At 47.6% G+C, this 24,496-nt stretch carries 17 protein-coding genes; 16 read left to right on the top strand and 1 reads right to left on the bottom strand.

Annotated elements, in window-relative coordinates:
- Nucleotides 1–344 precede the first annotated feature (344 nt).
- The 3 genes from thrS (at nucleotide 345) to ACQ5BJ_RS20130 (ending at nucleotide 6,515) form a co-directional block, all read left to right on the top strand.
- A complete protein-coding gene (gene thrS / locus ACQ5BJ_RS20140; protein ID WP_005548475.1) occupies nucleotides 345–2,318 on the top strand; it encodes a threonine--tRNA ligase in 1,974 nt (657 codons plus the stop codon).
- A gap of 202 nt (nucleotides 2,319–2,520) precedes the next feature.
- Complete coding sequence (locus ACQ5BJ_RS20135) at nucleotides 2,521–4,758, top strand: M1 family metallopeptidase (protein ID WP_430112118.1); 2,238 nt, start codon at nucleotides 2,521–2,523, stop codon at nucleotides 4,756–4,758.
- Nucleotides 4,759–5,039: 281 nt separating this feature from the next.
- Nucleotides 5,040–6,515 (top strand): ammonium transporter, encoded by a 1,476-nt coding sequence (locus ACQ5BJ_RS20130; protein ID WP_430112116.1) that lies wholly within the window; start codon nucleotides 5,040–5,042, stop codon nucleotides 6,513–6,515.
- A gap of 327 nt (nucleotides 6,516–6,842) precedes the next feature.
- Here ACQ5BJ_RS20130 and ACQ5BJ_RS20125 read toward each other — a convergent pair whose 3' ends face one another.
- Nucleotides 6,843–7,517, bottom strand: coding sequence for a helix-turn-helix transcriptional regulator (locus ACQ5BJ_RS20125; protein ID WP_268598995.1), 675 nt, complete (start codon nucleotides 7,515–7,517; stop codon nucleotides 6,843–6,845).
- A 600-nt stretch (nucleotides 7,518–8,117) separates the two neighbouring features.
- On the opposite strand from ACQ5BJ_RS20125, the gene ACQ5BJ_RS20120 reads away from it, so the two are divergent.
- The 13 genes from ACQ5BJ_RS20120 (at nucleotide 8,118) to ACQ5BJ_RS20060 (ending at nucleotide 24,492) form a co-directional block, all read left to right on the top strand.
- On the top strand, nucleotides 8,118–9,179 hold the full coding sequence (locus ACQ5BJ_RS20120; protein WP_430112114.1) for a PTS sugar transporter subunit IIC: 1,062 nt from the start codon (nucleotides 8,118–8,120) through the stop codon (nucleotides 9,177–9,179).
- 66 nt (nucleotides 9,180–9,245) lie between these two features.
- Nucleotides 9,246–9,953, top strand: coding sequence for an L-serine ammonia-lyase, iron-sulfur-dependent subunit beta (sdaAB, locus tag ACQ5BJ_RS20115; RefSeq protein ID WP_430112112.1), 708 nt, complete (start codon nucleotides 9,246–9,248; stop codon nucleotides 9,951–9,953).
- Nucleotides 9,938–10,807: an L-serine ammonia-lyase, iron-sulfur-dependent, subunit alpha gene (gene sdaAA / locus ACQ5BJ_RS20110; RefSeq protein ID WP_005548466.1), complete on the top strand. Its 870-nt coding sequence runs from the start codon at nucleotides 9,938–9,940 to the stop codon at nucleotides 10,805–10,807. The genes sdaAB and sdaAA overlap by 16 nt, the downstream gene beginning before the upstream one ends.
- Before the next feature lie 272 nt (nucleotides 10,808–11,079).
- On the top strand, nucleotides 11,080–15,018 hold the full coding sequence (locus ACQ5BJ_RS20105) for an SdrD B-like domain-containing protein (protein ID WP_430112110.1): 3,939 nt from the start codon (nucleotides 11,080–11,082) through the stop codon (nucleotides 15,016–15,018).
- A gap of 169 nt (nucleotides 15,019–15,187) precedes the next feature.
- Nucleotides 15,188–16,720, top strand: a complete 1,533-nt coding sequence (locus ACQ5BJ_RS20100) for an MDR family MFS transporter (RefSeq protein WP_289356150.1) — start codon at nucleotides 15,188–15,190, stop codon at nucleotides 16,718–16,720.
- Nucleotides 16,721–17,335, top strand: a complete 615-nt coding sequence (locus tag ACQ5BJ_RS20095; protein ID WP_289356149.1) for a PadR family transcriptional regulator — start codon at nucleotides 16,721–16,723, stop codon at nucleotides 17,333–17,335.
- Between the two features lie 289 nt (nucleotides 17,336–17,624).
- Nucleotides 17,625–18,272 carry a 3D domain-containing protein gene (locus ACQ5BJ_RS20090; RefSeq protein ID WP_412102513.1) on the top strand — a complete coding sequence of 216 codons (648 nt, stop codon included), beginning with the start codon at nucleotides 17,625–17,627 and terminating at the stop codon, nucleotides 18,270–18,272.
- Between the two features lie 138 nt (nucleotides 18,273–18,410).
- Entirely contained in the window at nucleotides 18,411–18,629 is a 219-nt protein-coding gene (locus ACQ5BJ_RS20085) for a hypothetical protein (RefSeq protein WP_163977745.1), read from the top strand.
- A gap of 238 nt (nucleotides 18,630–18,867) precedes the next feature.
- Nucleotides 18,868–19,923 (top strand): cell wall-active antibiotics response protein LiaF, encoded by a 1,056-nt coding sequence (gene liaF, locus ACQ5BJ_RS20080; protein ID WP_289356148.1) that lies wholly within the window; start codon nucleotides 18,868–18,870, stop codon nucleotides 19,921–19,923.
- 7 nt (nucleotides 19,924–19,930) lie between these two features.
- The gene (locus tag ACQ5BJ_RS20075) at nucleotides 19,931–21,049 is read left to right on the top strand and encodes a HAMP domain-containing sensor histidine kinase (RefSeq protein WP_005548453.1); all 1,119 of its coding nucleotides are present in this window, start codon (nucleotides 19,931–19,933) and stop codon (nucleotides 21,047–21,049) included.
- A complete protein-coding gene (locus ACQ5BJ_RS20070) occupies nucleotides 21,042–21,707 on the top strand; it encodes a response regulator (protein ID WP_005548451.1) in 666 nt (221 codons plus the stop codon). The genes ACQ5BJ_RS20075 and ACQ5BJ_RS20070 overlap by 8 nt, the downstream gene beginning before the upstream one ends.
- Nucleotides 21,708–21,991: 284 nt before the next feature.
- Entirely contained in the window at nucleotides 21,992–23,626 is a 1,635-nt protein-coding gene (locus ACQ5BJ_RS20065) for a S1C family serine protease (RefSeq protein WP_005548450.1), read from the top strand.
- Nucleotides 23,627–23,805: 179 nt separating this feature from the next.
- On the top strand, nucleotides 23,806–24,492 hold the full coding sequence (locus ACQ5BJ_RS20060) for a response regulator transcription factor (RefSeq protein WP_040736178.1): 687 nt from the start codon (nucleotides 23,806–23,808) through the stop codon (nucleotides 24,490–24,492).
- The last annotated feature ends 4 nt before the right edge of the window (nucleotides 24,493–24,496 follow it).

Raw genomic sequence — 24,496 nt, 5'->3', positions numbered from 1 at the left:
ACGGAACCGTTCAGAGAGAGGGATCAAGGCTGCAAGTCCCTTCGGCATACGCTGTTTATTTACCACTTTCGAGCTTTGGATGGGAATACGAGGCTACTCGGTAGTATCATCCAACGAATCATTCCCGTTACCGAATGCTCAAGGACTGCTGTGGTGCAAGAAAGAGTGAGGATGTATCGCAGAGGCGATATTTCAGCATACGATAATGCATTCGTAATTGGTTGGTCAGCAGTTGAATGAGGGTGGAACCACGGGTTAATTAACGTCAACAATAACACTCGTCCCTTTCCAGGGCGGGTGTTTTTTATTTTTATAAGGCTTATATTTACTGGGAGGAATCGCAAATGTCTAACGTAAAAGTAACATTTCCAGACGGTGCTGTTCGTGAATACGAACAAGGCACTACAATCGAAGATGTAGCGGGTTCGATTAGCAGCGGCTTGAAAAAGGCTGCACTCGCAGGAAAACTGAATGGCAAGGTTGTTGACCTGTACACGCCAATTCAGGAAGATGCCAAGATAGAAATTGTAACTGCTGATTCAGAAGAGGGGCTTGAAGTGCTTCGTCACAGTACGGCGCACTTAACAGCACAAGCGATCAAGCGCCTATATAAGGACGCGAATGTGAAGCTCGGTATCGGGCCAGTTATTGAGGATGGATACTACTACGATATCGACCTTGATATCTCGTTGACTCCAGAAGATCTGCCGAAGATCGAGAAGGAAATGCAGCGTATCGTGAATGAGAACTTGCCAATTCAACGCCGTGAAGTATCCCGTGAAGAGGCGCTTCGCATCTACACAGAGATTGGCGATGAATTGAAGCTTGAACTTATTCGTGATTTGCCGGAAGATTCCGTGATCACAATTTATGACCAAGGTGAATTTTTCGATTTGTGCCGCGGACCTCACGTACCATCCACAGGCAAGCTGAAGGTATTCAAGCTTCTGAATTTGGCGGGTGCTTACTGGCGCGGCAACTCGGACAACAAGATGCTGCAGCGCATTTATGGTACAGCCTTCGCGAAGAAGTCACAGCTTGATGAATACTTGCACTTCCTGGAAGAAGCGAAAAAGCGCGATCACCGCAAATTGGGTAAAGAGCTGAAAATCTTCTCCTTCTCGCAAAAAGTTGGACAAGGCTTGCCGCTCTGGCTGCCGAATGGTGCAACGCTGCGTCGTACAATGGAGCGTTATATCGTGGATATAGAAGAGCGCTTGGGATACAGCCACGTATATACACCGGTGCTTGCAAACGTGGAATTGTACAAAACATCCGGTCATTGGGAGCATTACCAGGAGGATATGTTCCCGACAATGGTAATGGATAACGAAGAGCTTGTTCTTCGTCCAATGAACTGTCCGCACCATATGATGGTATACAAGTCTGACATGCGCAGTTATCGCGAATTGCCAATTCGTATTGCAGAACTGGGCACGATGCATCGCTATGAAATGTCAGGGGCGCTGACTGGTTTGCACCGTGTTCGTGCCATGACATTGAACGATGCGCATATCTTCTGCCGTCCGGATCAAATCAAGGAAGAATTCGCGCGAGTTATTAATTTGATCCGTCGCGTATATGATGATTTCGGAATTAAGGATTACCGCTTCCGCTTGTCTTATCGCGATCCGCAGGACACAGAGAAGTACTTCCCAGACGACCATATGTGGGAAATGTCTCAACGCATGCTGCGTGAGGTTGTTGAAGAATTGGGTCTTCCATTCTACGAGGCTGAAGGTGAAGCAGCATTCTACGGACCGAAGCTGGACGTACAAATTAAAACAGCGCTTGGCAAGGAAGAGACATTGTCTACTGCACAGTTGGACTTCTTGCTTCCTGAACGCTTCGAGCTGGAATATGTCGGCGATGACGGTCAAAAGCACCGTCCTGTCGTTATCCACCGCGGCATCATCAGTACGATGGAGCGCATGACTGCATTCTTGCTGGAGAACTTCGCAGGAGCGTTGCCGCTTTGGCTCTCTCCAGTTCAAGCGAAGGTCATTCCGGTATCGCCAAACTACGAAGAGTACGCCAAGGAAGTAACGGAATCCCTGCGTGATGCAGGTATCCGCGCTGAAGCAGATGTGCGCAATGAGAAGCTTGGCTACAAGATTCGTGAGGCACAGTTAGAGAAAATCCCTTACATGCTCGTCGTAGGGGAGAATGAGAAGAACAACGGCGCAGTATCCGTTCGTAAGCGCGGAGAAGGCGACCTTGGCATGAAGCCGGTAGCAGAAGTAGTTGCATTGCTACAGGAAGAGATTCGTACTCGCTCTATTGCACAAGCTGCTCCACAAGAAGATTCGCAAAAATAAGGGGCTTGTTAGAGGCATCCTTCATATAGAGAGGGCACTCGTCATAGACGGGTGCCTTCTTTTTTCTGCAAGACTATCTATCTTATCATTAACCAACATGACAATAATGTAAGGCAATGATAAGGAAAATCGAACGATTCAATGGTCAACGTGCACTATAATTGAATGTATCATCATGTGATGAAACAAAAGGGAGAAAGAAGTGATTGGACGAATGAAGCTTACAGGGAGACAATTGCTACATACAACGGTAGCATGTGCGATGGCATTTACACTGCTTGCAGCTCCGTTGACATCTGGTGGTACAGTCTATGCGCAGGTTTCTGCGGAAGATCAAGGCAAGACGCTTTCCACGGCAGGAACACGATCTCAACAAAGCGAGATTCCACATATTCAATATGATATACAAGCGAAGCTGAATACGGACGATATGACGATTACAGGCAAGCAGACAGTGAAATATCGCAATATGTCCAAGGACAAGTTGAATGATGTTGTATTCCGGCTGTTCGCGGATGCCAACCGCTCGAAGGATACACAATCAGGCATGTTCGTTAGTAAAAACAAGGAAATTGCAAAAGAATACCCAGATAAGAAGCCTGAGGATTTCCTTGGCGGCATTGACATCATCAGCGTAAAGGACGCTTCGTCCGGGACGACTCTCGCTACCAAAAATGAAAAGCAGGCACTGACCGTTCAATTGACTAAGGCATTAAGCAAGGATGAGGAAGTAACATTGGAGCTTGAATACAAGACAAAGATCCCATTCGGCTCGCAGCGGCTCTCGTATTATAAAGACATCATTAATGGGGCACATTGGTTCCCGGTAATGTCTGTGTATGATGAAGCATCGCACAAATGGAACAAGACGCCATACAGCACGACATTTGAAACAGATTACTATGAGGTGGCCGACTATCAAGTTGCATTGAATGTTCCGGAAAAGCTGCAAGTAGCCATGCCCGGACAGATGTCGGAGAAGCCTGCTGAGGCTGGCCGCAAAATTGTAACCACGAAGTCGGACAAGACACGCGAGCTCGTGTTCTTCTCCAGTGAGAAATTCCATAAAGCAAGCAAAACAAAAAACGGCTTAACCATTGAATATGTATATTACAATGATAACAATGACCCAGCAAAGACTGCGGTAATCAATAAGTATATTGACGAGGCGTTTAAAGTTATCGCGTTTTTTGGGGATAAATTCGGCAAATATGAGTATCCGGATTTTCGGATCGTAGAATCCCATGTAGAAGGGGTTGCGGTTGAGTTTGCACGCCTTATCCAAATGGGGCGGGTAAGTCCAAATGCTGTTCCTGAAAAGGATTCTGTCTTTGTTCATGAGATTGCGCATCAATGGTTCCATTCCATTATCGGCAACGATTCTGAAACCGAGTCGTTCTTGGATGAAGGGTTTGCTGATTTTTCCAAGGTGTATTACTATGATGCCCAGGGCGACAAGATGAATGGATTTGATAGTGCCCGCATTGTGACGTTCTCATTGGATCGGGCAATTAATTCCCCGAATGACAAGGCTGGAGATTCCCCAGATGCGCTGTACTATAAAAAAGGTCGCCTTGCGATTTATGAATTGTACCGTACGGTTGGGCAAGAAAAGTTCGATGCCTTTATGAGGGAATATTTTAATCGCTATGCGTATCGCAACGCAACAGTAGCGGGTTTGCTTCAAACGATCGAGGATCAGCTTGGCAAAGCTGTGCGTGACCGAATGGATGATAATCTCAATAAGCCAAATTTTGAACTTAAGCCGGAATTCCAGATGACAGAAGCTGAAATGGCGGAGTATATGCGGTTGTCGATTTTAGAAATGTATGATGGAATTGATCGATCCTATCCTAGTTTGCCGAAAGAGACAATGTACAAAGTGCTTAGCAAGGCGATGCATGGAGAACCGCTGGCGATCATATACAGCAGTCCTGTAAGCGCAGAAGCGAAAAAGCAGCAAGAGCAATTTTTCGAGAATATTTCCAATGTGTTGAACATGGGCGGCGTTAAACCTGTGTTCTTGAGCGAGAAGCAGGCTGTGAAAAAACAGTTGGAGACTTCTCTGGCCAAGAGCAATGTCATTGTAATTGGTAATCCGAAGTCCAATTCATTTATTCAAGCATTAAAGCCGGCTATAATTGCGAAGGCTGAACAAGCGGGCTTCCCTTGGAAAGAAGTCATGAACAAACAAGGACTGCTGGGTGGATACGGAATTAAGCATCCGTACAATAAGGATCGTCTTGTGGTGCATTATTTCTGGACAGATGATCATATGAAGCAGGAGTCGGCAGAACAGTTGCTGACGGGAATTGGTTTTCAGAGCTTGTCGGTTACAAGCAATTTTCAGCAGCATATTGTGAAAAAGGTTGATGGTTCTATTTATAAAGAAAAGCATGTTGAAAATCCGATTGCCAAGTTTTTTGAACAAGCCGAGTAAACTAAGAAATAGTGCTGCATTAGATTAAACAATCCAAGCCAAATGAAGCGAGAATGTAAGACTTAGACTGCAGAATATATTCTGCAGTCTTTTTTATTTATCACCATTTTTATGAATACTATATGTGAGATTATATTACATCAGATTTGTATAACTTGACGCAATTCATGGATTTTATAACAGAACCCATTGATTTGCACAATTTACCTTTATATAATTCCTCTAATAATAAGTTTTAATGTTATATAAACTAACATTAATGAATGAGGAGTGTGGAGGAAATGTGGGAGTACAGAGACAAGAACCTCAATCGGAGTGCTGGCAGGCGTCTCCGTATGGGGGCAGGTTTACTTGGTATTGGATTTGCATGTTTTAACCTCATTCCGGGAGCTGTCAACGCTGCCGGAGAGGCTTCTGTGCAATCATTAGAATCTGGATTGAACGCGTTGTGGATCATGCTGTCGGCTATTTTGGTGCTGCTTATGCAAGCTGGATTCATCCTGCTGGAAGCGGGATCCGCGCGTATGAAAAATGCGGGTCATATTGCCGCAAAGACGGTTGTTACGGTTGGGCTTGGCTCCCTTATATTTTGGGCAGTCGGCTATGGTTTGATTTTTGGCATCAATGGGAATGCGTTTATAGGTTGGGGTGATTTCTTTTTTGCTCCAGCAGCCTCTGCAGGTTTGCCGCCTTCCGTATTTTTTACCTTCCAATTGGCCTTTGCTGCTGTATCACTCTCTATCGTGTGGGGCGGATTTGCTGAGCGTGCGCGATTGTCCGCCTACATTTGGTTTACGATTCTGTTCACAGCATTTATTTACCCAGTTATTGCTCACTGGATATGGGGAGGCGGCTGGCTTGCGATGCACGGCAAGCAGGATTTTGCCGGTTCTACGGTAGTTCATCTGACGGGGGCTATGGCAGCGATGGCAGCGACATTGCTGCTGAAGCCGCGCATGAACAAATACCATCCAGACGGTTCATCTAGGAAAATTAAAGGACACAACCAAGTATATATAACGCTCGGTGTGCTTTTATTGTGGGTGGGATGGTTTGGTTTCAATGCAGGTAGTACGTTGTCGGTTGGAGATGGCTTTTTCGGATATGTTGCCATGAACACACAGCTTGGAGCTTCGGCAGGAGCTGTAGCGGCGCTTGCGATCAGTTGGCTGCGCAGCGGCAGAGCAGATGTGCCTACCATATTGAATGGAATGCTGGCTGGCTTGGTTGCGATCACAGCTTCGTGTGCATTCGTGGAGCCTTGGGCGGCAATCGTAATTGGTTTGGTGGCTGGTATTCTAGTGTATTACAGTGCGCTCTGGTTCGAGCGGCTTCGAATTGATGACCCAGTCTCAGCCTTGTCGGTACATGGGGTGGCAGGGATATGGGGGACACTATCTAATGGGATATTCGCCACTTCGGCATTGGCGGAGAAGGTTGGTGTAGGCCAAGGAGGTTGGCTGGATACTGGCAGTCTGCATCAGCTATGGGTGCAGGCCTATGGAATTCTGGCTGCGGGCGGATTCGCATTTGTCAGTTCTTATGTTCTGCTGTATGCAGGGAAACGGTTGGTCGGCTTGCGCGTTCAAGCGGAGCAAGAATGTATCGGCTTGGATATAAGTGAGCATGGCGAGTATGGCTATCCTGAGCATTTTGAACGTGCTGATTCAGACATGTCAGAACCATTCAGAACTGAATCAGATGAGGAAAACGTGAAGCGAGTGTCCTACTTGCCCCAGACTTTCCATTTAAGATAGATCCATACAGATTGACAGTTATGATTTTGGAAGAATCATGCTTATCGCAAACAGCCTTACACGGTCTTTTTTGCGATGAGCATGACTGCGTACAATCTCGCGAGCCGATACCCGCAGTGTTCCGGAGCTTAAATGAAAGGAATCTCTTGATCCAAAGGGGACTAAACACGAATGGAATCTGTTGAAAGTTGATTGGGAAAGTTTACATGCATCTTTCCCTGAAGGGGAGGCTGGCCTTATAACAGATGTTGTCCGCAAAAAAACAGCGACCGGGCTTAATTGAAAAACCGGTCGCTAATCCTGCTATGATCTTCGTTCATTCTATCTCTATTTCGTTGCTTTTTCGCTTTTGGAAGTGATATTGCGCAAATGCAGATAAACCGTATGCTTTGTGATTTTCAGCGCGTTTGCCACGATGGTGACCGCATCCCTCAGGTTGAATACGCCCCGTTCATGCAGCAGGCCGATAATATGCTTGTTCCGGTTCGCATAAGAGATGTCTGGAGAAGCATCGACCTCTTCAATCGTTCGTTCAATCGTTTCTTGAATCATATCCTCCACGGAGGAAGCAAAATGCTCGGACTGCCCCTTTGAATCCATTTCTGGTTGCGGCAGGAAGGTTTGCAGCACATCGGCAAAAGATTCGTCAATATTCATGTTGATGCAAAGCAGGCCGATAATCTTGTCGCTATCACCCCGAATCGCGATTGTGCTGGACTTCATCAGGCGATTATTCTTGCTTCTCGTAAAATAGCTGAGCGATTGCTTCCCATTGGTTTGTTCAATTTCTTGCAGCATTTGCAAAGCTATATTGGTGATAGGCGCTCCCAGTTCTCTGCCTGTATGATGCCCGTTGGCGATTTTAACAACCGAATGCTGATAATCTTCTAAGCTATGAAGAACAATTTCCGAAGCAGGCCCCAAATATTTGGCCAACCCCTCTACTACTGCATCGTAGGATTGTAAAATTAAATGATCTTGCACTGTAAATTTTGTATTCATTGCATCAAGTCCTTCCTTAGACAACCCGAATTTGACCAGAAGATCTCTTTGTCATTCGAGAAATATTATATTGCTTGATACAAAATAATAATGGCGCTCTGGACAATCTCGTAATCAAAAATAGTTGATCATATAAACTAAAGTTGATTGAATCAACATACAGTAATGATGAATTACTATTATCATAACGCTAACTCCAGCCTCAATCAATCCCCGTTTCTTTTTTTACTACCAAAACCATCCACCGATATTAGTTGTACTGAAGTCCCTATATTAATAGGAAGACACGCTCATTTAAAGGGATTAAAGCGTTTCCCTTTTTGTTTTGCTCCTTTATCCCTTGAATCATTATCCATGGCAAATTGCTTAGTTATGGTAAATTGCGTCAATTTCCGAAAATACGTATAAAAGAATTGTGTAATTGAAAAAAAGTTGATACAATCAAGTTGAAGTTGATAAACTCAATTATTTTTGAGTTAATTAATGATTAATCATTAATTAAAAATTTTATTTAATCAATCATGTAGCAGTAAAAATGCGCCTTAAATGTTTTGTAAGCGGTTACCACTAATATGTACCCATGAAGGAGGAGCTTCACGTATGGACATCGTAATCGGTACAGCCCTACTATTGCTCGTATTGTCCCTTTTCTCCCTTTTCAGCTTTAAAGCGCCTAACGGCATGAAGGCAATGGGGGCCTTGGCAAGTGCGGCAGTTGCCAGTTTTTTGGTAGAAGCATTTCAAAGTTATGTAGGTGGCGATTTGTTTGGCTTCAGTCTTGCCAAAGAGGTTGGGCTCGCTTCCGGCAGTATGGGCGGTGTGGTCGCAGCCGCATTGGTAGCGCTCGCAATGGGCATTTCCCCCGTCTATGCTCTGCTGCTGGGGGCAGCGTGTGCGGGAACAGGATTGCTGCCTGGCTTCATTGCCGGTTATCTTGTATCGTTCCTTGTCAAACTAATCGAGAAGAAAGTTCCGGACGGACTAGATCTGATCGTATGCATCATCGTTGCCGCACCGCTTGTTAGATTTGTAGCAAACATAGCAACGCCAGTAGTCAATGCAACACTGCTTAATATTGGCGGCATCATTACAACGGCAGCAAATGATAACCCAATCGTTATGGGTATCGTGCTCGGTGGAGTTATAACCGTCGTCGCAACCGCACCGCTCAGCTCGATGGCGCTGACTGCCATGCTGGGACTTACAGGCTTGCCGATGGCCATCGGAGCTTTGTCCGTCATGGGATCATCCTTCATGAACTTCGTCTTTTTCCATCGTATGAAGTTTGGTGACCGGAGAGACACGATTGCGGTAGCGATTGAACCATTAACGCAAGCAGACATCATATCAGCCAATCCGATTCCGGTATATGTAACCAACTTCTTGGGAGGAGCGATGGCTGGGGTCGTCGTAGCTTTGTTCAATCTGACGAATAATGCGACAGGTACTGCAACCCCAATTGCGGGACTCATGGTGATGTACGGCTTCAACGATCCGCTGACGGTAACGATTGCGGCAGCCCTTTGCGCACTATGCGGCATCACGGCAGGTTACATCGGCTCGCTGATCTTCAAAAAATGTAAGATCCGCACGGTCGCTGAGATTCGCGGAACCGCGCTTTCTCCTAAGCCTGCAGCCGCAGCCGGCACTGAAGTGGCGTAAACCAGAACAAGATATAACAAAAATAGTCTCAGTCATCCATCAATTCCTTGTAAGGGGGGAATTATTATGCCGTTCACATCTGTATTTGATATTATCGGCCCTATCATGATCGGCCCATCCAGCTCGCATACGGCAGGAGCCAACCGAATTGGACGCGCAGCCCGCAATCTGTTCGGACGACTGCCAGAATCCGTCACAGTTACCTTATACGGTTCATTTGCGAAAACGTACAAAGGCCATGGGACCGATATGGCAATCGTAAGCGGAATCTTGGACTTTGATACGTCAGACGAACGAATTCCGAATGCCCTCAGCATCGCAGAAGAGCAGGGCGTCCGCATTACTTTCGTGACATCGGAGGAGGAGAGCGAGCATCCGAATACGGCACGCCTCACGTTGCGGGACAAGCGCGGCGCGATCGAGGTCGTCGGCGTGTCAATCGGCGGAGGAAGCATGGAAATCCGCGAAGTCGTACAATTGGATCCGAATCCAGCCGGCAGAGTTCCAGCCATGCTCGTCCTGCATGAGGACAAGCAGGGTGCCGTTGCAAATGTAACCTCGCTGCTTGCACAGCATCATATAAATATCGGATATATGGAAGTGTCCCGTTCAGGTAAAGGCGAGAGCGCCTTGATGGCCATCGAGCTTGACCAAGCGGTTGATGTGACAGTGATCAATCGCATGCATGCGCTCCCCCATATAAAAGAAATATGGCAAGTGCAAACCTACCAGCGCACGGGCGCGGAAGGAGGGCAATCATGTTCCATAGCGTAGCAGAGCTTGTCCGGTTGGCCGAAGAGAGGCAGTGTAAAATATCCCGCGTGATGCTGGAGAGAGAAGTATCGCTTCGGCAGCAGACGGAAGAAGAAATCATGAAGGCGATGGATGCCAATCTGACCGTGATGGAGCAGGCCATCGAGAAAGGATTAAAAGGAGTCCGGTCTCTCTCCGGCTTGACCGGAGGGGATGCACTCCTCCTTCAACAATATATAGCCAGTGGCAATGCATTAGCTGGATCCCTCGTACTTGATGCAGTTAGCAAGGCTGTTGCTACCAACGAAGTAAATGCGGCCATGGGCATCATCTGCGCCAATCCGACCGCAGGTTCGGCAGGCGTCGTTCCAGGGGTTTTGTTCGCCGTCAAGGAGAAGCTGAATCCTACGCGGGAGCAAATGCTTGAATTTCTATTTACAGCAGGCGCCTTTGGATTCGTAATCGCGAATAACGCCTGCATCGCGGGCGCGGCTGGCGGCTGCCAAGCAGAGGTTGGATCCGCAACGGGAATGGCTGCTGCGGCTGTCGTAGAAATGGCAGGCGGAACGCCAAAGCAATCGGCAGAAGCGATGGCGATTGCACTCAAGAATATGTTGGGATTAGTATGTGATCCGGTAGCAGGCCTTGTAGAAGTCCCTTGCGTGAAGCGGAACGGAGTCGGTGCCTCATCGGCGGTCGTAGCCGCGGATATGGCTTTAGCCGGCATCAAGAGCAGAATACCGGCCGATGAGGTGATTATGGCCATGTATGAAGTTGGACGTTCCATGCCAAGCGCCTACCGTGAAACTGCTGGAGGCGGTCTGGCCAACACGCCGACCGGCCGCAAGCTGGAAAAGCGTGTGTTGAGCCAATAGCGCAAACGCCAAAATCCCCTGAACGCATGCTTGGTTTATATGCCATGGGATGAAGTTCAGCGTTACTTTCATGTATGGCAATGGCAGGCAATCGCCTGCCTTATTTTTTGTCTTCGCATTTTTCCCCTATCTTTGCATATCGCTTAAGATTCCTCCTCCTTCATTCAGAATTTGTTCAGTGCCATTGATTAGGATAGGAAGGAAGTCGTACGTGTGGATAGATTCCTAAACGGACGGCTCAAATTTATTTACAGAAAGGAGAAGAGATCGATTTGAGGAGGACACTAAGAAGGGCGCAGGCGTCCATATGGGCGCTGTTGCTCATCTTGAACACAGTGCTCCTGCCTGTCACGGCGCATGCGAACGCAACAGGTAACGACTCACGAGGAATTCAATTGCGATTAAGCAGCAGTATGGACACAGTGCTCACAGGAGCGACATTTACCTACACAATTGAGTACAGCCTATCCAGTACGACAGAGGACTATTCCAATGCGGAAATTGTGCTTCCCTTGCCTAAAGGCATCGTGTTCGAGGAAGTGCAGGGTTCTGAACATGTTGTAAGTAAGCATGAGAATATGGACGGCATGGATAAAGTGACGTTTACATTCAAGAATCCTACTTCATCTGGCGCGACGGGAAAACTGCAGGTGAAGGCTTATTTCCCTAATCACACAACGCCTAACGGGGCTGCTGGAACGACAACTGCGACATTTAACCAACGTTCCGGAAGCTTACAGGTCGAATCGAACCCTGTAACCGTTACAGGGAAGGCATCCGCGGACTGGGCACTTACTAAGGAGCGAATCGTACCCGTTGAAGGCGTGAAGCCGCAGCCAGGAAATGAAGTCGTCTATGAAATTATGCTGAAGGACAACAAGAATCCGGCAGACAAAGACGGCAATCTCAACATTGACCATGTAGTGATTACCGACGTTCTGCCGCCTGAAGCCGAATTCTCTAAGGCAGCCCCCGCGCCTGATTCCATACAGGGCCAGACCTTAACATGGAAAATTGATGCGAAGGAGCTCAATAAGGAGAAAATAACGGAGCGTTCCAAAAGTATACTCGTGACGGTTTTGTATCCTAAAGATAAGGTGATTGATCCGAGCACTGGCGATACGAAAACGGTGGTGAATACGGCCAAAGCAACCTATCAACCTTTGGGAGATACGGCCAAGCAGCTGACAGCGAAGACTGAACACGACTTTATTAAGCAACCTGGCGGAGGAATATGGATTTACAAGCAAATATGGAGCGGCCAGGAGAAGGAATTATCGGAAGGCCAGGAAGTCAGCTTTTTTATTGGCGGAGTAGGGAATGCTGCCAATGTCTCTCTGAATCAGGCCGTCATGACAGATATGACGCCGAAGGGCATGAAATTGCAATATATCCGCATTCCGGCCTTCGATGGTGCAGATAAAGATGAGTACGAGATTCAGTATACGTCGAAACGCACACCTGAGGAAAGAGATTGGAAGACTTGGAAGGGACTAAGTTTCAAGACAAAACACGAGCTGTTGGCAGCAGAACTTAACGCTGACATTCAAGGCATCCGCCTTGTTTTGGGCGACGTCCCTGTTGCGTTCCGTCCGCAAGACGTTTTAGAACTTCGTTATCAATTAACGTCTTATGATAGCGTCAAACATGATGATTATAAGTATGGCGATTTTCCCCGCCTGACAGAAAAGTATCCAAAAGACGACTTTACCTATCTGGATAAAAATAACGGACTTCCTACAAACGAAGAAGCCAAGCAGCACCCGAAGCAGTGGAAACAAACGATTAACTATGCAAGCATGGAATACAGCTTCAACGGCGAGAAGACCGAGTATTTAACGGGGGTTAAGGTATTAGCGGTAGATAAGCGTCCGCTGTTGGAAGTGGATAAAACGGTTGTACGTGGAAAAAGTACTTCTCCAGGAGGTACGGTTACCTATAAGATTGTTGCAACCAATGCCAGCCCAATAGATGTTCCGTTTCACGATCCGGTTGTTACCGACCTGCTGCCGAAAGAATTGGAATATGTGCCGGATAGTTTAAAGCTGGAGCCAATTAACGGCAAGCAGGTGCCTGCTCCTGCGTTCTCAGAAGCGAAGGAGGATCAGCAAGGGCGCACGCCGATTACATGGGCATGGGGCATGAACGGCAACAACTCCTTGACGCTGCAGAAGGGCGAGGCGCTCACCTTTACCTTCGAAGCGAGAGTGAAGCCGGATACCCCGACAGGCGAAGTTTACAATGAAGTCGAGGTCACTTCAGAACGGCACAACTATATTAACGGGCTGACCAACTTTAAGAACCAGCGATACAAGCAAGAGGACGGCAAGTGGTATGTATATAACGGAGATAAAATTGATGTGAACGGCATCGATAGCTTGGTCTCGGAAAAATGGGTTCTAGGGGATTTAGATAACGGGCAATGGTCAAAATATCCAAATATCGGAAATGCTGCGCCGGGTGGAGAAATTAAGTATAAAATCTCCATAACGAACCGGGGATCAATTGGTGTCAAAAACCTTTTGATCGTAGATGCGCTTCCGCATATCGGTGATCACGGAGTCATCGATAAAACGCCGCGAAGCAGTAAGTGGACCCCGATTCTGAAGGAGCCGATATTGCCTTCGAACGGTGTAACGGTATATTACAGCATCGATGAAGCGGTATCGATGTCAGGCGGCAACTGGGATAAGGAGCCCCCGCAAGATATTTCGAAGGTACGAGCCTTAAAGTTCGAATTCGCCAGTGATGTTATACTGGCTCCCGGACAATCCAAGGAATTGACATGGACAATGCGTGCGCCGGTTGACGCGCCTACAGGCGGCGATCAGATTGCATGGAATTCCTTCGGATATACCGCGACTTCAGTCATTAGCGACATAGCTATGCTCCCGGCTGAACCGCTTAAGGTCGGTATTAAGATTAAGGGCGATCCAAAGGGAGAGATTGGGGACTACGTCTGGTACGATGAAAACGGAAACGGGATTCAAGATGAAGGTCAGGATCATGGCGTTAACGGCGTTCGCGTCGACTTGCATCGCGAGAGTGACGGCAAGGTGATACAAACCACTGTAACCGGCAATAATCACGAAGGGCAACCTGGATACTATCTGTTTACTGGATTGGATGCGGGCAAATACTACGTTACGTTCCACTTGCCGGAAGGCTATGATGCATTTACGGTGAAGGATGCGATAACGAATCTAGGGCGGAACTCCAAGGCTAACGTGGAAGGCAGAACGGACGTCATTACGCTAGGACAAGGCGGTAAAAATCATGACATTGACGCAGGTCTGATTAAGAAGGATATCCCGTCTATTCCGGGCAAGGGAGCCATCGGCAAATATGTATGGATCGACACGAATGGCAATGGAATTCAGGACGAGAATGGAACTGGTTTGAATGGAGTTGTGGTCGAATTATATAACTACAACAATGCAAAGCTGGCTACGACGGTCACTCATTCCGTGTATTACAGCTCGGTGACAAATTCGGTCTATGATCCGACTGTCACGGGATCGGTCTATGATCCTGGTGTGACCGATTACGTGTATCAGCCTGGCTATTACTTATTTAATGATCTGGATGTAAGCACTTATAAGGTTCGATTCATTGCGCCAGAGGGGTATTCGTTCACAAAACGACATCAGGGAGACAATCGCGTGCTCGATTCTGATGCGGATTCAAATGGTTGGTCAGACAACATCGTACTTACGGCGGAACGTCCACGGGATCTTACGATTGATGCGGGGCTTATTGTAAGAACGGTCAATCCAAATCCAGATCCGGAACCAGGAACGGGCGGGTCAACTAATCCCGGCGGATCTACCAATCCCGGGTCGCCTATAGAGTCAGGTAAACCGGGTATTCAGGAACCGACGACGATTCCGGGCACAATCGTGGAACCTAGACCTGGGAATCCAGATGGCGAGACGAATCCTAACCCAGGCGAAGCGACAGAGCCGGATGACGATACAAAGCCGGATAAGGGTCAAGGTACTGATGAAAAGCCGGATGAAGGAACGAATGAGGAGGAAGCGGACGGTACTGAATTGGGCGGGAAGCACGACGTTGATCAGCAGCCGAATCGTCCGGGCGTCTTGCCTCAGACTGGAGAGCAAGCGCCAATTGAACCGATCATCGGTATGTTCTTGTGCATCGCCGCTGTCATCATGTGGGGATTGCGAAAAAAAGCGGCAGCAGATCGCTAACGAATCGGCCGTCGGGGAGTAAAGCTCCTCGACGGCTTTTGTTATGCATAGATGGACGAACTCGATTACAAATTTCCAAAATAGCGAGAAAAAGATTGCTTTATATTCTAATTTGAATATAATGAACTTGTGTTCACAATATTCAAATTAGAATATAGGGGTGGTTAAAATGAGCGCTTCTACTCGTGCTCGCATAACGGTTATTGGTCTTCTGCTTGGGCTGTTGATCGTATCGTTGGATCAGACGATATTATCGACAGCCGTGCCGACGATTGTTGCAAAGCTTGGCGGCTTCGAACAATACGTGTGGTTGTTCTCGGCTTATCTGATTGCGAGCGTGGCGAGTATGCCGCTGTTCGGCAAATTATCCGATATGTTCGGGCGCAAGCGTTTTTTTCTAATGGGGATCGCCTTATTTATGTTAGGTTCGGCATTATGTGGATTGGCAGGTTCGATGAACGAATTGATTTGGTTTCGCGCAATTCAAGGCGTTGGCGGCGGAGCGCTTATGCCGGTTGTATTTACGATTCTGTTCGATATATTTCCAGAGGGGAAACGAGCAAAGATGACAGGGATGTTTGGGGCAGTGTTCGGCCTGTCCAGTGTGTTTGGGCCCATGGCAGGAGCATTTTTTTCCGACCACTTGCACTGGCGCTGGATTTTCTACGTGAATCTTCCGTTAGGACTGATTGCCCTTCTTCTTGTTATGGTCGGCTATCGGGAGACACTTTGCTTCCAGAAGCAGCGGATTGATTGGATGGGCACATTTACGCTGGTTGTTGCGATATTGTGTTTCATGTTCGGGTTGGAAATGGGCGGCAAGGATTATGCATGGTTTTCTCCAACGATCATAGCGTTATTTGCAGGGGCGCTCATCATGCTTGTTCTGTTTATCATTGTCGAGATGAAGGTGGCAGAGCCAGTCGTCCCGCTTGGCTTGTTCAAGAATAAGTTGTTTACCGCAAGCATGGGGGCAGGAATGCTCATTGGAATGCTGTTGATGGCAGGAGCAACTTTCATTCCTTTATTCATTCAGGGAGTTGCGGGCGGCTCCGCAACGAATGCCAGTACGGTACTCACGCCGATGATGCTAGCACTCGTATGCAGTACAGTTACAGCAGGATTTCTGTTAAGAAGAATGTCTTTCCGCAACATTATGCTAATATCGGGAATATTGCTGCTGCTGTCTGTTGTGCTGTTATCACAGGTAACGCCTGACACCTCCATGTCTACAATGGTTGTCTATATGATCATGATGGGCTTTGGGATAGGTGCTTCCTTCCCTGTCACTTCGCTCGCGGCACAATATAAGGTGGATTATCAGCAGCGGGGCACGGTTAATTCGCTAGTGCGGTTCTTTCAAACGCTTGGCAACACACTGGGGATTAGTATTTTAGGAAGTATTCAGACCTCCTATTTACGGGATCGATTCAGCGATGTGTTGACTGATCCGAAGCTTGTGGAACAGCTTGGCAATCCTCAGATTCTATTGCAGGAACAAGTGCGGTCATCCATTCCAGAGCCGATTTTGAAGCAACTGACTAGTGGGCTGTCTGATTCCATTGCCCAAGTGTTTGTCTGGTCTATTCCATTTGCGGTGCTTTCGCTGTTGTTCATTTTGCTAATGGGACGTGTTACAATGATGACTAAACACTCTCATGGGCGTGCGGCAGCCGCTGAGCAGGGAGGAGAACCTGCATGATTGCGAAAGGGCTGTCGTTTCATGAAGGAAGAGGTGGAACGCATGTCGATGAAGCTGGCCATACTTGGTTTGCTTATGGAGCAAGATCGCCATCCTTATGAGATGAGTCAGGCTATGAAAGAACGCGAAATGCATAATTATATGAAAATTCAATACGGGTCATTGTATTACGCGATTGACCAGTTAAACAAAGGCGAGTTTATAGAAAAAGCCGAGTTCGTGAGCGGCGGTTCTCGCCCGGATAAGACGATTTATCGCATTACGGAAAAGGGAAAGCGAGAGCTTAAAGGACTGCTCATCGAAGAAATGAAAAAGCTGCCTCATTTGAATCATCCTTTTTATGCGGCGCTGTCCTTTGTGAAGTATGCGGATCAGGCAATCGTTATGGAGATTATTGAGAATCGCATTTCTTACTATGAGCAGGAAGCGGAACGAATGTGGGCCTTGTATGAAGAGCATATCTCATACGCTCCTCGTTCTGTTCTTTATATGCTGTACGGAGGCTATAAATATACAGTAACGGAACTGAATTGGTTGAAAAGCCTGTACGAAGATGCGCAGGCTGGCCAATTGGGCAGCGTGGGAGAAGCTTTGCCCGTCCAGAAGCTGCATTAGAGGAAAGCTGTCGAAAGAATATCTCGATCTGTCGGGGATGTTCTTTTTTTGTTGAATATGAATAAAAGGGAACTGAGCAGGACATCCTTCCCACTAAGGGAGGGGTAACCATATGTTTACAATATCGACTATAAGTTCGGAACGGAAGGGAAACATGACATCAAGATCGGATAAGCGCGCTATCGTATTCGCAAGGTTGTCGTTAGGAATTGCTGGAGCAGTGTTGTGTGCAGCAGCAGGTTTGCTCCTATCTCCAGTCTCTGCCCATGCATGGTTGACGGAAACAGGTATGTATCAACATGGAGCTTTGACACAAGCATCGTGGATCAAGCATGCTTCCTTACAGGTGCAATCGAAGAAATTGACCTGGACCTCGAGTGCTGTAAATGAAGCGCTGCCACTCGTGTATGTGCAGCCTTTGCCAGCGGCTAAAGGGCAAAAGGCAAAAGAAGGACAGGAAAGCCCTAATGTTGCGGTTGCGGCGGCCAAGCTTACATTTACGGCTGCTGAGCTCGCTCCCCAGAAGGAGCATGTGATTCGGTCAATGAAGGTAGTGGCTACTGGCTATACAGCAGGAGCAGAATCAACCGGCAAGGAGCCGGGGCATCCGGAGTATGGGGTTACCTATTCGGGTGTTAAGGTGCGTCGTGATTATGTCTCCACGATTGCGGCTGATTTGTCTGTTTTTCCGTTAGGAAGTATCCTGTATATTCCGGGATATGGGTACGGTGTTGTATCGGATATTGGCTCTAAAATTAAAGGTAAGAAGCTTGATTTATTCTTCCATACAACGAAGCAGGTATACGGGCAATGGGGGAAAAAAGAAGTGGAAATCAAGCTAATTAAACGCGGAAATGGAAAAGTATCGGAGCAGATGCTCGATGAATTGAACGCTGCGGTGTTTAAAAATAAAGGAATTCCGGGCTCGATGCTGTAATTGAGGCTTATTCGTTGCTGGAATGCGAGCTGTTGAACCCGAATAATCGAATGCCGCACTAAGCATAATATCTCCTGTAGAAACGCAATGTTTCTGAACATGACCCGCCATTAGCGGGGATGCAGGAGGTGAATAGTGATGGTGAAGAACAACAAAGCGAACCGTATGCACCCAGCAAACTCAAAGTATACTTCTACTGAATTCGCAGCAGAAAATACTGCTGCTGATACAGAATTCGGTCAAGAGGCTGCAGGTACAGTTGGTGCTGCAGGTACAGCTGGCGCTGTAGGCGCTGCTGGTGTAACAGGAGCACAAAAAGGCATCGTGCAAAAGGTGCAGGAAGCTGACCAAAAATAATACACCAAGATGCATTGGCAAGTGACAGACTCGGCCTGGCATTGGATTGAATGGCTGCCCTTGAGGCAGCCATTTTCATTTGACCCGGGAATCAAGAGGACAAAATAGTAATTCACTTCCAGTCCCTCGGTCTTGAGACTGAGGCGAACTTCCTTCCTCCGGCGCTGGTAGTTGGACATGGTATCCCTTACAATGAGTACATAATTAATGACATGTGTATGGAAATGGAGGGAACCTAATGAATAATCAGCGTGGTAGATGGTCGGGCGGATTGTTTCTGATTGCTATCGGTGCTTTTTTTATGCTTAACCAGCTTGGATATATTGATATGGATTTGAGTGAGCTAATACGAACCTTCTGGCCAGTTATTCTCATATTAATAGGATTTAATGCCCTAATTCACGGAGCATTATGGGGGCTTATTCTATTGGGAATCGGTGGATACTTCCAGTTATCAACCTTAGGTATCTTGACGACGTCTGTAGGATCAGATATGAGACTGCTCGTTCCGTTCATCCTCATTATGATTGGTGTAGGCATGTTGATCCGTCCACGGAAGGATCGGCATAGAGATAAATACCGGGATCGTCGAGACCGCAATCACTGGGATGAAGGGCATTGGCATGAACAGGGCTCGCAAACTGACAGATCGTATCGCGAGCCTCGCCCGCTTGATGATGATTTTGATCAAACTTTTAACAAGCACTTCAAGCAAGACGGGGTGTCGGGCATGCCTCCCGGATATAATGAAGATGGCTCAGGACAGAAATGGGATGGGGGCAAGCGTCAACAAGACGACTTCAGCCAAAGCCAAGATCGGTCGTCGGATTATGATCCCTTTAAGTATGCAGGCTCGGTTCCACCTCCACCTCCACCTCCGCCACCACCTCCGATGGGAGATGGATCGAGGGGCGGTACGATGAACAAGGCGGGATTTATCGGTGATATTCATCTTGGCAGTGACTATTGGGAATTGAAGCCGATGAACATCTCGCATTTTATTGGAGATACCGTCATCGACTTGACGAAGGCGCAGGTTCCATATGGCGATACAAAGATCAATATCTCCTCCTTTATCGGAGATGTGAAGGTGTATGTACCGAATGATATGGATCTTGGCGTGATCGTGAATTCAAGCTCCTTCCTTGGTGATGTAAGAGTGTTCAATCAAGAGAAGGAAGGATTCATGAACAACCTGCAAGTGGAGACGCCCTACTTTTATGAAGCGGGCAAGAAGGTGCGGATTACCGTCAGTACCTTCATTGGAGATGTCAAAGTCATGAAAGTGGGGTAATGCAATCATGGTGTCACGGTGGTTTCGCCGCACGAAAAGTGTAAAGTGGGAACTGCTTCTCACCTTTGTGATTTCTGGCTGCATTATCATGAGCGTGTTCTGGATTGGGTTTGTCTATGGCGGATCCTGGTACACGGGTATGAACTGGTGGCTGTTCGGCATCATTACCGTCATTATAGTATCGGTTATTATGGGCTATGTCGCAGGCGTGCGCCTTCAGCGCCGCCTCGATGTGCTGCATGAGAGCATGATGCAGGTAATGAAGGGGAATTGGTCGGAGCGGATTCCGCTCGGTGATGAGGAGTCATTCGCGCGCTTATATGAGGATTTTAATACGATGGTAAGCGGGATGGAGCAGAAGCTTCGGCTGTTGCAAAAAATGTCCGAGCAGCAAGTGATGGATCGGGAGCGGGAATGTGAGGCTGTCGTGCTGGAAGAGCGGAGACGGCTCGCTAGGGATTTGCATGATACAGTCAGCCAGCAGCTGTTCGCGCTTCATATGGCCTCCTCGTCCTTGACGAAGGTGATGGACATGGATCTGGAGCGAGCGAAGAAGGTGGTCGGTCATCTTGTCGAAATGTCCCATACCGCACAGCGTCAAATGCGCGGATTAATCGCACAGCTGCGGCCTCTGGAGCTCGACGGAAAGACGCTGCAGGAAGCGTTGGAACGCTGGTTCCCAGATTATTGCAGACAGAATGGATTGCAGGGTAAAATTGATATTGAGCTGAATAGCGGACTGTCGGAGGCAAAGGAACATCAATGCTTCCTTATGATACAAGAGGCAATGGCGAATGTCGTCAAGCATGCCAAGGCGAGGAAGGTGACCTTGACGCTGCAGGAAACGCCGAATCAAATCATTCTTGCTGTCGCGGATGATGGTCAAGGATTCGATCTGCAGGGGGCATCATTTAAGGCTGGAAGTTATGGATTGACGACAATGCGCGAGCGTGTGGATAAGCTGGGAGGTCATATGGATCTGATTAGCCGCCCCGGTGCAGGGACGACGATTCGTGTGCACATCCCTAGATTTGAGGAGACGAAAGAACGGTTAGCTGATAGCAGCACTTCAGATGAAGGGCGTACGAACAGCGGCGAAAGAACGGGAGAGGATTCGGATGAGTGATCGGACAACGGTATTTCTCGTAGATGACCATGAAATGGTACGGCTAGGATTGCAAACCTACTTAATGCTCGATCCGGAAATTGAGGTCGTTGGTGAAGCAAGTGGAGGGAGAGAGGCAATAGCTGCGATTCAGGCGATGGGCAATAACAATGAGCCGCTCCCAGACTTGCTGCTAATGGATTTGATGATGCCGGATATGAATGGTGTGGACACAACGAGAGAGCTTATTGCACAATATCCGGACTTGAGAATTGTGATGCTTACCAGCTTCATGGAGGATGATCAGGTTGTAGAGGCGATTCAAGCAGGGGCGGTGAGCTACGTGCTCAAAACCGTGTCGGCTGAAGAACTGGTATATGCGATCCGTGGCGCGCTGCAGGGCAGACCCGTTATGAGCGGTGAAGTATCTCAGGCATTAACTCGAGGCTTGCGCAAGCGCGCAGCTCAGCCGGATGACGAGGGACTGACTGAACGGGAAAAAGAAGTGCTTCTGCTTATTGCTGACGGCAAGACGAACAAGGATATCGCAGATGAGCTCCATATCAGCATTAAGACCGTTAAGACGCATGTATCGAATCTCCTCATGAAATGCGAGCTTCAGGATCGTACTCAGCTTGCTGTGTTCGCGCACCGCAAAGGGTGGGTTAAAAGCGGATAAATTCGTCTATCCTATTCATAGATGCAATGGTACGAATGAACAGCTTCTAGTTGATGGATATGTCAAATGTGTGCGTCTGCTCGTCCAATTTCCAGTTTTTATTCTATAGAGCAGCAGGAGTTGCAAAACAGGCCGAATGGCCTGTTTTTTTGTCGAACTTTAGTCGTATTATCTTTTATGGTGTTTTATAATGATTTTAAGCTAGGATTAAGGTTTATCATCCATTATATAAACATATCATTATGAAACTTCATCGATACGAGTTAACTTAGGAGGTAGGCAAAATGGACGAACAAAAACGCAATTTATTTCGTGCATCCGACAAGGATTCTCATACATCTGAATTAGACGACAACGCTCGACAAGAGCGCGAGGGACGTCTGGACGAAGCTCAGGAGCATGGTGAGCACAATGAACGTTATTATTACGCCTACGGCCCTTATCAATCGGTAAAGCAAGAAGAGCCTTCGCGAACTACAACATCAATAGATCCGGCTGGCCGCATGAATGATGTGCAGGTTACACCGCCAAATCCGGTGAAGCCCCTGCCGTTCTCCAGTGTTACACAACAAGGATCGGCTCAAGCTAATGGTGTTGCCGCTCCAAATCGTGGAGATGGCGGAGGACAATCCGCTCCGCCGCAAGGTGGTTGGAACTTCAAGGAGTCAAAGCGCAAGGGTGGAACATCGTTTAAGGCTATGTTCGCCTCCTTCATGGCAGGGGCCTTAGTTATAACGGCACTTATGGTTACAGCTGACAAGGCGAATCTGTTCACGGGCGGCACCGCGCTTGCTGGTGAAGGAGCGGGAAGCAGCGCAGCGAATGCAGTCCAAACGAATGGTCCGGGAACTACGCTGCCTAACGGCTCGAACAGTGTGGCCGACGTATTTAAGAAGGCGAGTCCAGCTGTAGTGAAGATTGAAACATTTGCTACTACAAGCGGCCAGAGCGGGGGCAACAACCCATGGATGAACGATCCGTTCTTCCGCCAATTCTTTGGAGACAGCTACGGCAATGACAATTCCCGTCAAGATGTGAAGCCGAAGCTTCAGCCTCTTGGAATCGGTACAGGATTCATTTTCGATAAAGAGGGATATATTTTGACGAATCAGCACGTTATTGAAGGTGCGGAGACCATTCAAGTACAGGTTGAAGGGAGCAAGGAGCCGCTTAAGGCGGAATTGCTGGGGCAGAGCAAGGATTTGGACTTGGCTGTATTGAAAATTAAAAGCAATGGCGATCTTCCGACCGTTAGCCTTGGCAATTCCGATGCAACGCAAATTGGAGACTGGCTCGTTGCGATTGGCAACCCGTCCGGATTTGATCATACGGTAACCGTTGGTGTTCTGAGTGCGCGTGAACGCAAAATCAATGTTGACGATAACGGCAGCGCGCGTGAATACCAGCACTTGCTTCAGACGGATGCATCCATTAATCCAGGTAACTCTGGAGGACCGCTGTTGAATATGCAAGGTGAAGTTATCGGCATGAATGTGGCGGTAAGCCGTCAAGCGCAAGGAATTGGCTTTGCCATTCCATCCAATGTAATCAGCAAAGTTGTGGAAGACTTGAAGAACAAGCGCGAGATTCCAAAGGAGCCTCTTCCATTTATCGGCGCAACATTGATTACGATGACAGATGATATTGCAGATCGATTGGGTATGAATTTGATTAAAGGTTCTCTCGTAAGTGAAGTGTTGTTCGGCTCGCCTGCATATGAGGCAGACCTGCGTGCTTACGATATCATTACTGGCATGGATGGCGCTAAATTTACAACCAAGGAAGAGCTAATTGAGCAAATTAGTAAGAAAAAGGTTGGAGATACGGCTAAGCTTCAAGTTGTACGCAATGGCAAGTCCATTGATGTAAGTGTGAAGATTGGCGATAAGAATAAATTTGCAAAACAATTACAGCAATAAGGGGAAGGGAGTGCGTCTCGACATGAACAATGACACATGAAGGGCGCATCCCCTTAAAGTATAAGGATAGGAAGCACAGAATGGCTACGGCGATTACTGGCTTCCTTTTCGCTTTAATTGGAAGAATGGAAAATGATTTGCAATATTTGATGAAAATAGGAATTAGGAGTTGAGAAATGATGCGATCGACGATATTGGTCATTGATGATGATGAGAAAATTACCTCGATGCTTCGAAGAGGGTTAGTATTTGAAGGCTTCGAGGTGCGAACGGCTTCGAATGGAGCAGAAGGACTTCGGGATATGATGCTGCATGAACCGGATATGGTTATTTTGGATGTTATGATGCCGGAAGTCGATGGTTGGGAAGTATGCCGTCGTATGCGTGAAGGCGGCAGCTCAGTGCCTGTACTTATGTTGACGGCTAAGGATGAAGTGCAGGATCGCGTGAAGGGATTGGATAATGGGGCGGATGATTACTTGGTGAAGCCCTTTGCGCTTGAAGAGCTTCTTGCGCGTGTACGTGCCTTGCTGAGGCGTCGCAGTGACAATGAGGGTGGATCGCATCGATTGACGTTCGAGGATGTTGTGCTCGACTTGCATACACGCGAGGTGCAGCGGGACGGCAAGGCAATCGAGCTGACAGCGAAGGAATTCGAATTGCTCCATCTGTTCATGCAAAATCCGAAGCGGGTGCTGCCGCGTGATATGATTATGGAGAAAATATGGGGATACGACTACAGCGGTGAATCCAATGTACTGGAAGTATACATTGCAATGCTTCGCCAGAAGACGGAAGAGCATGGAGGCAAACGCATCATACTAACGATTCGCGGGACGGGCTATGTATTGAGAGGGGACAGCTAAATCA

The sequence above is a fragment of the Paenibacillus sp. B1-35 genome, assembly GCF_050474385.1.
Classification (GTDB): domain Bacteria; phylum Bacillota; class Bacilli; order Paenibacillales; family Paenibacillaceae; genus Paenibacillus_B; species Paenibacillus_B alvei.
The sequence above is the reverse complement of the archived record's forward strand: the minus strand, read 5'-3'. Positions and strand labels throughout refer to the sequence as shown.

What these genes read in the sequence shown, in the direction of transcription:
- ACQ5BJ_RS20125 (WP_268598995.1), bottom strand. Translation starts at nt 7,517, where the DNA reads ATGAATACAAAATTTACAGTGCAAGATCATTTAATTTTACAATCCTAC.
- ACQ5BJ_RS20065 (WP_005548450.1), top strand. Translation starts at nt 21,992, where the DNA reads ATGGACGAACAAAAACGCAATTTATTTCGTGCATCCGACAAGGATTCT.
- liaF (WP_289356148.1), top strand. Translation starts at nt 18,868, where the DNA reads ATGAATAATCAGCGTGGTAGATGGTCGGGCGGATTGTTTCTGATTGCT.
- sdaAA (WP_005548466.1), top strand. Translation starts at nt 9,938, where the DNA reads ATGTTCCATAGCGTAGCAGAGCTTGTCCGGTTGGCCGAAGAGAGGCAG.
- ACQ5BJ_RS20070 (WP_005548451.1), top strand. Translation starts at nt 21,042, where the DNA reads ATGAGTGATCGGACAACGGTATTTCTCGTAGATGACCATGAAATGGTA.
- ACQ5BJ_RS20085 (WP_163977745.1), top strand. Translation starts at nt 18,411, where the DNA reads ATGGTGAAGAACAACAAAGCGAACCGTATGCACCCAGCAAACTCAAAG.
- ACQ5BJ_RS20090 (WP_412102513.1), top strand. Translation starts at nt 17,625, where the DNA reads ATGTATCAACATGGAGCTTTGACACAAGCATCGTGGATCAAGCATGCT.
- ACQ5BJ_RS20120 (WP_430112114.1), top strand. Translation starts at nt 8,118, where the DNA reads ATGGACATCGTAATCGGTACAGCCCTACTATTGCTCGTATTGTCCCTT.
- ACQ5BJ_RS20075 (WP_005548453.1), top strand. Translation starts at nt 19,931, where the DNA reads ATGGTGTCACGGTGGTTTCGCCGCACGAAAAGTGTAAAGTGGGAACTG.
- thrS (WP_005548475.1), top strand. Translation starts at nt 345, where the DNA reads ATGTCTAACGTAAAAGTAACATTTCCAGACGGTGCTGTTCGTGAATAC.
- ACQ5BJ_RS20060 (WP_040736178.1), top strand. Translation starts at nt 23,806, where the DNA reads ATGCGATCGACGATATTGGTCATTGATGATGATGAGAAAATTACCTCG.
- sdaAB (WP_430112112.1), top strand. Translation starts at nt 9,246, where the DNA reads ATGCCGTTCACATCTGTATTTGATATTATCGGCCCTATCATGATCGGC.
- ACQ5BJ_RS20130 (WP_430112116.1), top strand. Translation starts at nt 5,040, where the DNA reads ATGTGGGAGTACAGAGACAAGAACCTCAATCGGAGTGCTGGCAGGCGT.
- ACQ5BJ_RS20100 (WP_289356150.1), top strand. Translation starts at nt 15,188, where the DNA reads ATGAGCGCTTCTACTCGTGCTCGCATAACGGTTATTGGTCTTCTGCTT.